The sequence below is a fragment of the Brevundimonas sp. LjRoot202 genome, assembly GCF_964253355.1.
GTDB lineage: Bacteria > Pseudomonadota > Alphaproteobacteria > Caulobacterales > Caulobacteraceae > Brevundimonas.
Genome location: NZ_CAXUQW020000002.1, coordinates 1 through 12088 on the forward strand (window position 1 = coordinate 1; position 12088 = coordinate 12088).

Below are 12088 nucleotides of genomic sequence, written 5' to 3' on the forward strand. Positions count from 1 at the left end.
GACCCGCTTGCGCATGCCGCCCGAAAGCTCGGCCGGCTTCTGGTGGTGCGCCTCGGGTTTCAGTCCGACCATGGCGATCTTCATCTCGGCCAGCTCGCGGATCACGTCCTTGGGCAGGCGGGTATGTTCGACCAGCGGCGAGGCCACGTTGTCGATGACGCTCAGGGACGAGAACAGCGCGCCCTGCTGGAACAATATGCCGGTCCGGCGCTCGATATCGGCCGCCTGTTCCTTCGTCAGGTCCGCCATGTCATGGCCGAATACGCGCACCGATCCGCCGTCGGGCTCCTTCAGGCCGATGATGGAGTTGAGCAGCACGGTCTTGCCCGAGCCGGATCCGCCGACCACGCCCAGCACCTCGCCGCGCTCGACGTCGAGGTCGAGGTTCTCGTGGATGACGCGCTCATCGAACTGGCTGAGCAGGCCGCGCACCTCGATGAGGGCTTCCGGTTTGGCCGCCGTCCCGGCGGTGACCCCGGTCACCAGTTCAGCTCCAGGAAGATCATGGCGAAGACGGCGTCGAGGAAAATGATGGCGAAGATCGCCTGCACCACGGCCGCGGTCACCCGCCGGCCCAGGCTCTCGACGTCTCCGGCCACGGCCATGCCCTGCCGGCAGCCGATGGCGGCGACCACGACGGCGAAGACCGGCGCCTTGATCAGGCCGACGCCGAGATGGGTGGCCATCTTGGGGTCCTCGGTCATCCGCTGGATGAAGAAGGCGGGGCCGTAAGACAGCTCGCTCCAGGTCACCAGCAGGCCGCCGAACAGGCCGGAGATCATGCCGATGAAGGTCAGCAGGGGCAGCATGGCGAGCATGGCCGCCAGCCGGGGAATGACCAGCGCCTGGAAGGGGTTCACCCCCATCACCTGCATCGCGTCCACCTCCTGATTCATCCGCATCGACCCGATCTCGGCGGCGAAGGACGAGGCCGACCGGCCGGCCAGCAGCACCGAGGTGATCACGACGGCGAACTCGCGCAGCACCGAAACGGCGACCAGCTGGACCGTGAACACCGAGGCTCCGAACTGGGTCAGCATATTCGCGCCCAGATAGGCGATGACCGCGCCGATGAAGAAGTTGGTCACCGCGATGATGGGTATGGCGTCCAGGCCCGCGCGTTCGCCCTGGCTGAACCACGCCGGCCAGCGGATGCGGCCCGGATGGCGAAGCGCCGTGCCGACGGCGACGATCAGGCGCCCGAGAAAGGCCATGGACAGGGTCGCTTCCGCGACGATGTCCTGCACGCCCCGGCCCACCTTGGCGAACCCCCGGACCCAGCCCGGCGACCGCCTTGGCGGCCCGGCGCTTTCGCGCTCCAGCCGCTCGACGAGCGCGTAGGTGCGTCCCGCCTCCGGCCGCTGGCTCCAGGCGGTCTCCGGCAGGACGCAGTTGCTGGCCTGGACGATGGCCAGGGCGCCCGCCGTGTCGAACCGGCCGAGCTCGCTCAGGTCGACTGCGTCGACGCAGCGCTGATGCAGGGTGTCGTCCAGGCGACGGGATATCCGGCCCAGGCTGGTCGCGGTCCAGTCGCCCACGAGGCGCAGGGTCAGCCGTCCGTCGCCTTCGTCGATCTGAAAGTCCGCTGCGGCCATGCCCCTACCTAGATTGCGCCGTTCGATTTGCCTACGGTCGGACCACGGCAAAGCTGGGCAGAGCGGAAGAACGCCGCCCGGGCGTATTCGTTCAGACACGCTGGCTTCGCGGCTACAGCAGCGCCCTGGCCTGCTTCAGGTCGGCCACGAACCGGTCCCGCTCCACGGCCCTGGCGGCGGCGTCGGGAATGCGCAGCAGAAAGGACGGGTGGACGGTCACCAGCGCCTTGGCCCCGTCGGACAGGTCGATGCCCCGCCCCCGTTCCCGGGTCACCGCCACCTTGCGCGCCAGCACGCCGAGCGCCGCCGTCCCGCCCATGGCCACGATGACCTTGGGCCGGACCAGCCGCCGTTCGGCCTCCAGCCACCAGCGGCAGGCGCTGACTTCCGCGGTGTTCGGCGTCTTGTGCAGCCGCCGCTTGCCGCGCGGCTCATGCTTGAAATGCTTGACCGCATTGGTGACGAAGACGTCCCCCCGGTCGATCCCCGCCTGCTCGAGGGCGGCGTCCAGCACCCGTCCGGCCGGCCCCACGAAGGGATGGCCCGCCAGGTCCTCCTGATCGCCCGGCTGTTCACCGACGATCATCAGCCTCGCCCGCTTCGGCCCCTCGCCGCACACGCCCTGCGTCGCGTCCCGCCACAGCGGACAGCGGCGGCAGGCTTGTACCGCCTGATCGAGTTCATCCAGTGTGGAGGGCGCGAAGCCTTCGCCGAACGCCCCGTCCCGGTTCAATCGCGACAGCGTCCTGGCGAGACGGGCGTTCGGTTCGGGGGCGGGCGCGGCGACCATGGCCTCCGTCCGAACCGCCGACTGCGCCACCAGTTCCGGGATCAGCGCGGCCTCTGGCAGGTTCTTCCAGTATCTTTGGGGCATCTCGCTCCGCATGGCCTTGGTCTTCAGCCGCGCCGGGTTGAAGGTCGAGGCGTAGTAGGTCTTCCAGAATTCCTCGACCTCGTCCTCGCTCGGGGCCATGGCGCGCGTCGCCGGCGGTCCGAACGTCAGCTGCTCACCGTCCCATGACGCGGAACCGTCCGGCGTCAGGATCGACCAGCGCAGGCTGGTGAACCGGCGTACGAAGAACGGCGCGGTCTTCTCCACGACCCGGTGGGCCGGTTCGAACCACGCGACCCAACGCTCCCCCGCCTCGTCCTCAATCCGCCGGAACCGGACGAAGGCCTTCATCTTGTGGCTGGCGCGGCTGACGTTCCTCGCCCGCTCGACGGCTGCGGCCACGTCGATGTCCGTGACCACCTTCATCAGGTCGGGTTCGCCGCCCAGTCGCCACAGCAGGCGATACAGCAGGTCGAGCCGGTCGGCCGACCGATGCAGGATCACCTCCCGCGCCAGGTCCACGAACGCCTTCGGAACACTGAACGGAGCCGCGCCCGGTCCGGCGAGCGGAAGGCGCTCGTCGAACAGGCCGTCTCCGCTCGCGCCGATCCGGAACGCCGCGCGCTCCGGCGCTACGCCGGCCTGCCGGAACGCCCGCGCCGCCTTGCGCCAGCCTTCGAAGTCGGTCTCGTGCGCGAGAACCGCGACCCGCATCAGAACAGGCTCATCTGCACCGGCGCCGGATCGGGGGCGATGCGGGCGCGCAGGTCGGCGGCGTCTGTCAGCCCGCCGGGCGTCCAGTCCAGCGCCGTGATGAACGGTCGAACCTTGTCGATACCCCGGCACAGGCGGGCGATATCCTCCAGCCGCAGCGTCCGCCAGCGCCGGACGGACACGATCCTGTCCACCGACTTCACGCCCAGCCCGGGCACCCGGAGCAGCATCTCCCGCGGCGCGCTGTTCACATCGACCGGGAACTGCTCGCGCCGGTTCAGGGCCCACGCCAGCTTGGGGTCGATGGCGAGATCCAGCATCCCGTCCGTCGCCGCCTCGCCGATTTCCGGCGCGGAGAAGCCGTAGAACCGCATCAGCCAGTCGGCCTGGTACAGGCGGTGTTCGCGCATCAGCGGCGGCTTGGCGAGCGGCAGGACGCTTGACGAGTCCGGGATCGGACTGAAGGCCGAATAGTAGACGCGGCGCAGACCGTAGCCGCCGTACAACGAGGCGCTGCGCGCCATGATCTCCGTGTCCGGCGCGCCATCGGCTCCGACGATCAACTGGGTGGACTGGCCGGCCGGCGCGAACTTCGGCGGCTTGATGCGGTCCCGCTTGCCCGGCTTCGCGGCCTCAAGGCCCAGCCTGACCTGCCCCATCGCCTTCTTGATGACGCCGACATCCTTCTGCGGCGCCAGCCGCTTCAGGGCCTCGTCGCGGGGCAGTTCGATGTTGGCCGACAGCCGGTCGGCGTAGAGCCCCGCGGCCTCGACGAGCCTGGGATCGGCCTCCGGGATCAGCTTCAGATGGATGTAGCCGCGGAAGTCGTGTTCGGTGCGCAGCGTCTTCGCCACCCGCACCAGTTGCTCCATCGTATAGTCGCCGGAACGGATGATGCCGGACGACAGGAACAGGCCCTCGATATAGTTCCGCTTGTAGAAATTCAGCGTCAGCTCGACGACCTCGTCCACGGCGAAGCGGGCGCGGGGTACGTTCGAGCTCGCCCGGTTGATGCAGTAGGCGCAGTCGTAGATGCAGAAATTGGTCAGCAGGACCTTCAGCAGCGATACGCACCGCCCGTCGGGCGTATAGGCATGGCAGATGCCCATGCCCTCGGTCGAACCGAGGCCTTTTCCGCCGATCGAGTCCCGTTTCGAGGTGCCGGACGACGCGCAACTGGCGTCGTACTTGGCCGCGTCGGCGAGGATGGACAGCTTTCGCCGGAGATCGATCTGGGCCATTTGTTCGCACTATGTTCCGCCGGGAACAGTGCGTCCAGCGTGGCCGTAAAGGCGTTTTGTCGCGTCAGCTCAGATAGTTGAGAAGCGAGACCTGCCGGAGCTGCGAAATCACCTGCGCCGACGCTTGGATCGCCACCTGCGACAGCTGCAGGTCGGTGATCGCCGCGGCCATGTCGGCGTCCGTCCGGTTCGCCACCAGTTCGTCGAGCGAGTTCAGCTGCGACTGGTGACCCCGGGTAATGCTCTCGACCTGGTTGGCCATCGATCCGGTGCTGGCGGTCTTGTCGATGACCCCGGTCGCCGCCTGTTCCAGTCGCCCCAGCTGGATGATCAGAAAGTCCTTCTGGGCCTGGGTGACCTTGCCGCTCAGCGGACCGCTGGCGCCGGCGTGGTAGATCTGGATGTCCCTGAGGATCTCCAGCACCTCGGTGCCGAGTTCGTCGGCGAGGAAGCCGGTCTCCAGCGTCGTGCCCTCGGCCACGCGGCTGGCGGTCTTCAGCGTGTCGTTGGCGAACACCGAAGCCACGTCCGGCGCGGCCGCCAGCTCGGCCAGATTGGTGACGGTCACCGGCAGCGTCGAGGTCGACGCGCCCGAGAACAGGTAGCCGCCGTGATGCCGCATGGTCAGGCCGCCGCGGATGCCCTGGAAATGGCCCTCCAGCTCCTGCATCAGCGCGCCCGCGGAATCCGTGGCCAGCACGCTGCCGACCGCCTCCCGCAGGCCGGCGATGCCGTCGTTGACCTGGTTCATGGCCAGGTCCTGGGTGGTCAGGCGGGCGCTCACGGCCTTGGAGGTGTCGATGAAGCCCTGGATCCGGCTCTGCGCGCCCTTGAGCGCGGTCAGCGTCTCGGACTGGCGGCCGAAGCCGGTCAGGTCGGTGGCGGTCTTCTGCGTCGAGACGCGCTCCTGCGCGTCCGCCGCCCGGGTCTGGGCCTTCATCAGGTCCAGCAGCGCGGACTGATAGTTTCCGAAGGTGGCGACGCGGGTCATCAGATCATCCCCAGAAGCGTGTCGTACATGTCGTTGGCCGCCTGGATCAGGCGCGCCGACGCGTTAAAGGCCTGCTGATAGGTGGTCATCAGGACCAGTTCCTCGTCGAGGTTGACGCCCTCGTAGGCCGTTTGGCGGGCCGTGGCCTCGGTGGCGAGAGCCCCGGCCATGTCGCTCCGGTTCTTGGCCGCCGCCGCCTTGCCGCCGATTTCTCCGGACAGCTCCGAGGCGTAGCGCGACACCGAGATCGGCCCGCCCAACGACCCGCCGGCCGGGGCGAAATTCGCCGCCCGCTCCCCGGCGTCGGCCAGCAGCAGCGCGCCGCGTCCGTCGCCGACGCTCAGCGCCGACGCGCCCACCGCTGCCGACAGGTTCAACTGGGCCAGCGCCAGCCGGCTCGGGCTCTGGCGGATGTCCGTCCGCAGCGAGAAGCCGTCCGCCCGCGACGAGCGGACCCCGCCGCCGATGCCGAACAGCTCGGTCACCGAGACGCCCGACGGCGTCTGGATGGTCCGGTCCTCGAGCACGCTCATCGTCGGGGCCGGGCTGCCGTAGCCGGTGAAGCTGAGCGAGCCGTCCGCGGCCAGGGCGAACGATCCGAACCGGCCGACGCCGGTGGTCGTGTCGTTCAGGGCGTTGAGCAGGTCGCCGACGGTGCCGCCGGCCGGCACCGCCACCTGGATATCGCGCAGTTTCGACCCGCTCTCCCCGACGAAGCGGAAGGTCATCGTCTCGCCCGCCGTGAAGCCGTGCGGGGACGCCGCCGTCATGCCGGTCTCGTAGATGGCCGGCCGGTCGGTCGAGATCAGGTCGTTGAGGCCGAAATAGTGCGAGAACCCGCGCCCGGCCTTGGTCGAGGGGCTGGCCGGGTCGTCGGCGATGGCCACGCCGTTGGTTCCGCTGGCCGCGAGGGTCAGCTTGCCGTCCACGAAGCTGGCCGTCGCCGCGCCGCCCAGCTGGGCGTTCAGCACGGTCAGGAAGGTGGCCGGCGTCGCCGCGACGCCGTTGACCGTCATGGTCGCGCCGCTGAAGACGATGTCGGCGCGGGCCTGGATGACGCCCCCGGCATTGGTGACGGCGACGGTCGTCTGGCCGCTGAAGCCCGCGATGGCGCTTTCCAGCGTCTGGCCGACATTGCGGCCGGTCAGGCTGGTCGGGGCCGGGACCGAGCTGTTGGCGTTGTGGGCCCGGTTCAGTTCGTCGGCGACGTGCGCCACCAGCTCGGCCAGCCGCTCGGCCGCCGCGGTCGCCTCGATGTCGCGCAGTTCGACCAGACCGCGGATCTCGCCCGAGACGACGCTGTCCAGCAGCGAGCGTTTCTGGCCGCCCGGTTCGGTCACCCAGATATCGTTGAAGACCGTCTCGCCGGTGACCGTGCCGGCGCGGTTGTAGCTGAGCGTGGCCGCCCCCTGCCCGGCCAGCAGGGTCCCGGCCCCAGTGCGGATGGAGACGCCGCCCACCGGCCGCGCCGAGACGCGGATGTCCACCAGTTCGGCCAGTTGGCCGATCAGCGCCGACTGCGCCGTCTCGGCGCCCGAGGCGTCGCCGCTGACCACCGTGGCGCGGGCGATCTCGAGGTTCAGCGCCTCGATCTGCTCCAGCAGGCTGTTGGCCCGCTCGATCGCGCTCTCGATGCGGCCGTCGGCGTCCTCGCGTACCGCCTGGATCTGCTGGCCGATCCGGCCGGCCTCGTCGAACAGGGCCTGGGTCTTGAACAGGGCGTCCTGCCGGCGCGGGCCGGAGGTGGGATCCTCGGCGCTGGTGGCGAAGGCCGAGAAGACCCGGTCGACCTGCGAGAAGAAGCCGGTCTCGCCGCCGGGGTCGCCGAACAGCGACTGGATGCGGTCGTACAGCTCATGGCGCACGCCCTGGCGCGCCGCCTCCGCGCCCGCGTTCAGACTGGCGGCCTGCAGAAAGCGGTCGGTGGCCAGGCGGATGCGCGCCACCTCCACGCCCGTGCCCATGCCCTGGCTGGTCCGGGCGACCTGATCCGCGATCTTGCGGACATAGCCGGGCGTGTTGACGTTGGAGACGTTGTCGGAAACGACCCTGAGCTGGGTCTGCGCCGCGGCGAGCCCGCTGGTCGCCGTGTTCATGATCGCGTTCAACGACATTGGACGGCCTCCATGGCGGCGGCGCCCGGCAAGCCCTGCCAGCCGATGCGCGCTTTTTGCCCGGCGGACCTCGCAGGCGATCCCGCCAAGGTCTTGAAATTCCGCAAGTTAGTGTTTTGCGCCTGTGTCATGACCGGCAAGGGGCGCAAACTGCGGGCCAGACCACCGCCTTGCGCCGCACCAACCATCGGCGCCGGGCAAGAAACGTCGCCACACGGCAAGATTCGACCGTGCGCCGCCGCTCCCCGTCGCGACGACAAAACGATATTTCTGTTATTTTTTCGTAGGTTGTCAGCAGGACCCGAGTTGGCCCACGACTTGCGCCGGGGGGTCCGAATGTCCGGCGCAGCAGGCGCCCCAGTCACCATCGCTCCGGCGACGCCCCTCGGGACCATGTCCGCTCAAGCCGTGCTTTCCATGATCGCGCCTACGCTCCCGGCGACCCCGCAAGGGCCGTCGGACGCCGACGCGTCCGCCTTCGAGGGACTGCTCGCCACCGCTCTCGCCGCGGACGACGCCGCTCCCGCCGCGGCCGGCGTCGCGCCGCGGCCCGCCATGGAAGAAGCGGCGGTCGATGACGCCGCCCCCCAAGCCGACGGCGTGGACATGTCGGGTCTGCCGGGCTTTCTGACCGCCGCCCTTCCGGTGGCGGCCTCGCCCGTGATCCGGACCGGCGCCGAACCTCCGGTCACGGCTGACGAGGCCGGGTCCATCCTGGCCCCCGTCGCGACCCCGGAGCCGACGTCCGGCGCGTCGACGTCGCCCCCGATCGCCCCGACGCCCGCCAACGGCGCCGGGCTGCCGGACCTTCCCGGGACGGCCACCGCCGCGCCCCCCGAGCCGCAAACCGTTCCTGCGGCGACATCCGACAAGGCTCCGGAGCCGCAGGTCGTGGCCGCGGCCCCCGTCCCGGTCCCCGCGCCGCAGATCCCGGCCGGAACGAAACCGGCCGGGAGCGCCGCCCCGCAAATTCCGCCCGTCGCGGCGTCCAGCGACGACGCACAGGCCGCGCCGCCGACCGGCGATACGATCCAGACCGCGGCCTCGGACGAGGACACGCCCTCCGCCCCGCCGGTCAAGTCCGGGGCGGTTCCGGCGCCGGCGCCCTCCCCCCTCCCCGCGCCGCCGCTGCGGGCCCTGGCCGAGCGCACCTCCAAGCCGCTCGAGCAGGCGGCGCAGGCCTCGGCTTCCGCCGCTCCGGCCGAGGCGAAGACCGCCGTTTCGACGCCCTCGCCGCCCTCCACGCCGGCGGATTCGCCTTCGAAGCCTGCCGCGCCCGCCGCCTCCGCCGCTCCGGCCGCCCCGGCCGCCGATCCCGGTTCGGCCCCGGCCGAGGCCGCTCCGGCGGGTGAAGCCGTGTCCGGCCAGACCGAGGCCGCCGCTCCGGCCCGGGATCACAGCCTGTCGACCCTGTCCCGCGCCACCATCGACGCCACCGCCCAGATCGCGGCCCAGATTCTGCGCAAGCTCGAGGGCCGGTCGACCCGCTTCGAGATCGCCCTGCGCCCCGACGAGCTCGGCCGCGTCGACGTGAAGCTGGACATCGACGCCGAGGGCCGGCTGGCCGCCCGCCTGGCCTTCGACAATCCCGTCGCCGCCACCGACATGCGCGGCCGGGTCGACGACCTGCGTCGACAGCTCGAAGCCGCCGGCTTCCAGCTGGCCGAGGACGCCTTCGAATTCGCCGAGCGCGACAGCGGCTCCAGCGCCTTCGACCGGGGGCAGGACGCCCGCCAGGGCCAGAACCGCGCCTTCGCCGCGGCCGCCCGCCTCAACGCCGACATCGACGTGGCCCAGCCGCCGCAATGGCTGGCGCTCTCCCTCTCGCCTTCGGGCGTGGACATGAAGGTTTGACCGATGGTTGACGCCGTCACCACCACCAACAATGCGACGAGCCGGATCAACGCCGGCGCCGGCATGCTGGCCTCGAATTTCGAGACCTTCCTCGCCCTGCTGACCTCGCAGCTGAAGAACCAGGACCCGCTGTCCCCGGTCGACTCCAACCAGTTCACCGCCCAGCTGACCCAGATGGCCGGCGTCGAACAGCAGCTGCTGACCAATGAACTGCTCAAGAGCCTTGTCTCGGCCCAGGGCGGCGGCGATCTCGCCAGCGCCGCCAACTATATCGGCAAGGACGCCACCGCCGCCTGGGCGGCGACCAAGTTCAAGGACGGCAAGGCCGACTGGAGCTACGAGGTCGCCTCCAACGCCGCCTCCGTGAAGCTGGAGGTGCTGGACGGCTCGGGCAATGTGGTCTGGTCCGGCGACGCGCCCACCAAGACCACCGGCGTCCACGAATTCTCCTGGGACGGCGACGCCACCACCGGCGCCGACGGCCAGGACGATCAGGTCTACACGCTGAAGGTCGTCGCCAAGGACGCCGCCGGCGGCGCCATCGACGCCCAGGTCCTCACCCGGGGCCGCATCACCGGCGTCGAGATGTACGACGGCGAAGCCTACCTGACCGTCGGCAACTCCATCCTGCCGCTGTCCAGCGTGATCGCGCTGGAGGAAGCCCGCACCGCCGAAACCACGCCGCCCGCCGGGGAGGCGGGAGCCTGATGGCCCCGTCATCCAACCCCATGAACCTCTTCTCGTAAGGAGCCTCGCGCCATGAGCATCAACAGCGCCCTTCTGGCCGGCGTGTCCGGCCTGACCGCCAACTCGGCCGCCCTCGCGGCCATCTCCCAGAACATCGCGAACGTGAACACGATCGGCTACAAGCGGACGTCCGGCGAGTTCCAGACCGTGATCAACGCCCAGAGCCAGGGCGCGGGCTATTCCGCCGGCGGCGTTCTCGCCTCCGCCCGCCACTACACCAGCCAGGCCGGCCAGCTGCAGCGCACCACGTCCAACACCGACCTCGGCATCTCCGGCCAGGGCTTCTTCGTCGTCACCGAAAAGGCCGAGAACCTTCAGGTCACCGACGCGCGCCTGTTCACCCGCGCCGGCGCCTTCCGGATCGACGACCTCGGCTATCTGAAGAACACCGCCGGCCTCTATCTGCAGGGCTGGCCGGTGGACTCGGACGGCGATGTCGCCTCCGACCCCTCTGACCTGAACCGGCTGCGCACGATCAACGTCGGCTCGGTCGGCGGCACGGCCGAAGCCACCACCCGCATCCAGCTGAACGCCAACATCAAGTCCAGCCAGACGGTTTCGGCCGAAGCGACCGACGCGGCCGCCGTGCCCGTCGGCGCCAACGCCTATGACCCGGCCACCAACTCCATGGCCATGTGGGACCCGGAGACGGGCGTCGGCGTCAAGCCGGACTTCGAACTGACCATTCCGGCTTCCGACTCCAAGGGCGGCCAGCGCACCGTGGCCCTGTCCTTCCTCAAGAGCACCGTGCCGAACCAGTGGTACGCCGAAATCCGCGCCATTCCGGCCTCCGACGTCATCACCGGCGCGGGGCTGACCAACGGCCAGCTGAAGACCGGCCTGGTCGCCTTCACCCAGGACGGCCGTCTGGATCCCGTCGCCATGGCCGCCCTCGGCGCCCAGGCCCTGTTCCCGGACCCCGCCAACGCCACCCTGACCTTCGGCGCGTCCGACGCCGCCGCCCCTGCGGCTGGAGCCTTCAACTGGGCGGCCGGCCTCGGCATCGACGACCAGGAGCTGACCTTCGACCTGACGGCGTCCACCGGCGGCCTGACCCAGTACGACAGCGCCTCGGTCGTCCAGGCCGTGATCACCAACGGCACCGCCTTCGGCAACCTGTCCGAGGTCAAGATCGACGACACCGGCTTCGTCACCGCCATCTTCGACAATGGCGTGACGCGCAAGATCGCCCAGATCGCCCTGGCCACCTTCCCCAGCCCGGACAGCCTGGCCCAGACCTCGGGCAACGCCTACCGCGTCAGCCAGGGCTCCGGCACCTACAACCTGAAGGCCGCCGGCACGGGCGGGGCCGGCCTGATCGGCGCTTCTCAGTTGGAAGCCTCGACGGTCGACCTGTCGGCCGAGTTCACCGGGCTGATCACCACCCAGCGCGCCTACTCCGCCTCGTCGAAGATCATCACCACCGCGGACGAGATGCTCGCCGAACTGATCAGCATCAAACGCTGATTTCCAGGTAACGGGTCGTAAACCTCAATGAAAACTTTGTTGAATATTGAGCGGGTGGACGGAGGTCATTTTAGGCTTTCCTTCACCACGACGCTTAAACGGCCCTTAGCCGCCGACCGCTACGGTTCGATCCTTAGTGATGGTGGTCAATGAGGCATAAGCCCATGTTGCAAGAGCGACGCCTTAATACGCAAGGCGAACAGTATGTGGTCGGCCCGACGGGCACGCCCCTGACCCTGCACGATCTCCCGCCGGCCAATACGGACCGCTGGGTGATCCGCCGCAAGGCCGAGGTCGTGGCCGCCGTCCGCGGCGGACTGATCAGCCTCGAGGACGCCCTGGCGCGTTATCGCCTGACGGCCGAGGAATTCCTCGCCTGGCAGAAGGCCATCGACAAGTGGGGCATGCAGGGCCTGCGTACGACCCGCATCCAGCACTACGGCCGCGGCGCCTAAGGTAACTCCCCGAAGATACGACGGCCGCTCCCGGCGACGGGGGCGGCCGTTGTCGTTTCCGAGCCGGTTTTTCGGGTG

The 12088-nt window shown here is 69.7% G+C and carries 10 protein-coding genes; 4 read left to right on the forward strand and 6 right to left on the reverse strand.

Annotated features, from left to right (window positions below; all coding sequences use genetic code 11):
• The 6 genes from ACSQ1L_RS04845 to flgK all read right to left on the reverse strand — a co-directional run.
• On the reverse strand, positions 1 to 483 hold a 483-nt coding region (locus ACSQ1L_RS04845; RefSeq protein WP_435992526.1), incomplete at its 3' end, for an ABC transporter ATP-binding protein.
• Positions 480 to 1595, reverse strand: coding sequence for an MlaE family lipid ABC transporter permease subunit (locus tag ACSQ1L_RS04850; protein WP_435992528.1), 1116 nt, complete (start codon positions 1593 to 1595; stop codon positions 480 to 482). The genes ACSQ1L_RS04845 and ACSQ1L_RS04850, both read right to left, overlap by 4 nt.
• A 112-nt stretch (positions 1596 to 1707) precedes the next feature.
• Positions 1708 to 3141, reverse strand: coding sequence for a UdgX family uracil-DNA binding protein (locus tag ACSQ1L_RS04855; RefSeq protein WP_435992530.1), 1434 nt, complete (start codon positions 3139 to 3141; stop codon positions 1708 to 1710).
• A complete protein-coding gene (locus ACSQ1L_RS04860; RefSeq protein ID WP_435992532.1) occupies positions 3141 to 4382 on the reverse strand; it encodes a putative DNA modification/repair radical SAM protein in 1242 nt (413 codons plus the stop codon). Before ACSQ1L_RS04860 ends, ACSQ1L_RS04855 begins: the two co-directional genes overlap by 1 nt.
• A 64-nt stretch (positions 4383 to 4446) precedes the next feature.
• On the reverse strand, positions 4447 to 5373 hold the full coding sequence (locus ACSQ1L_RS04865; RefSeq protein ID WP_435992534.1) for a flagellin: 927 nt from the start codon (positions 5371 to 5373) through the stop codon (positions 4447 to 4449).
• A complete protein-coding gene (flgK, locus tag ACSQ1L_RS04870) occupies positions 5373 to 7487 on the reverse strand; it encodes a flagellar hook-associated protein FlgK (protein WP_435992536.1) in 2115 nt (704 codons plus the stop codon). Before flgK ends, ACSQ1L_RS04865 begins: the two co-directional genes overlap by 1 nt.
• A 417-nt stretch (positions 7488 to 7904) precedes the next feature.
• Between flgK and ACSQ1L_RS04875 the strand changes: the two genes are divergently transcribed.
• The 4 genes from ACSQ1L_RS04875 (at position 7905) to sciP (ending at position 12010) form a co-directional block, all read left to right on the forward strand.
• Positions 7905 to 9341, forward strand: coding sequence for a flagellar hook-length control protein FliK (locus ACSQ1L_RS04875; RefSeq protein WP_435992538.1), 1437 nt, complete (start codon positions 7905 to 7907; stop codon positions 9339 to 9341).
• Between the two features lie 3 nt (positions 9342 to 9344).
• Positions 9345 to 10049, forward strand: a complete 705-nt coding sequence (locus tag ACSQ1L_RS04880; protein ID WP_435992540.1) for a flagellar hook assembly protein FlgD — start codon at positions 9345 to 9347, stop codon at positions 10047 to 10049.
• A gap of 51 nt (positions 10050 to 10100) precedes the next feature.
• Positions 10101 to 11555, forward strand: coding sequence for a flagellar hook protein FlgE (flgE, locus tag ACSQ1L_RS04885; RefSeq protein WP_435992542.1), 1455 nt, complete (start codon positions 10101 to 10103; stop codon positions 11553 to 11555).
• Between the two features lie 164 nt (positions 11556 to 11719).
• Positions 11720 to 12010, forward strand: coding sequence for a CtrA inhibitor SciP (sciP, locus tag ACSQ1L_RS04890; protein WP_435992544.1), 291 nt, complete (start codon positions 11720 to 11722; stop codon positions 12008 to 12010).
• The last annotated feature ends 78 nt before the right edge of the window (positions 12011 to 12088 follow it).

Bases quoted from the DNA above. Each gene is read 5' to 3' on its own strand.
- ACSQ1L_RS04850 (WP_435992528.1), bottom strand. From the start codon at position 1,595: ATGGCCGCAGCGGACTTTCAGATCGACGAAGGCGACGGACGGCTGACC.
- ACSQ1L_RS04855 (WP_435992530.1), bottom strand. From the start codon at position 3,141: ATGCGGGTCGCGGTTCTCGCGCACGAGACCGACTTCGAAGGCTGGCGC.
- ACSQ1L_RS04860 (WP_435992532.1), bottom strand. From the start codon at position 4,382: ATGGCCCAGATCGATCTCCGGCGAAAGCTGTCCATCCTCGCCGACGCG.
- ACSQ1L_RS04865 (WP_435992534.1), bottom strand. From the start codon at position 5,373: ATGACCCGCGTCGCCACCTTCGGAAACTATCAGTCCGCGCTGCTGGAC.
- flgK (WP_435992536.1), bottom strand. From the start codon at position 7,487: ATGTCGTTGAACGCGATCATGAACACGGCGACCAGCGGGCTCGCCGCG.
- ACSQ1L_RS04875 (WP_435992538.1), top strand. From the start codon at position 7,905: ATGATCGCGCCTACGCTCCCGGCGACCCCGCAAGGGCCGTCGGACGCC.
- ACSQ1L_RS04880 (WP_435992540.1), top strand. From the start codon at position 9,345: ATGGTTGACGCCGTCACCACCACCAACAATGCGACGAGCCGGATCAAC.
- flgE (WP_435992542.1), top strand. From the start codon at position 10,101: ATGAGCATCAACAGCGCCCTTCTGGCCGGCGTGTCCGGCCTGACCGCC.
- sciP (WP_435992544.1), top strand. From the start codon at position 11,720: ATGTTGCAAGAGCGACGCCTTAATACGCAAGGCGAACAGTATGTGGTC.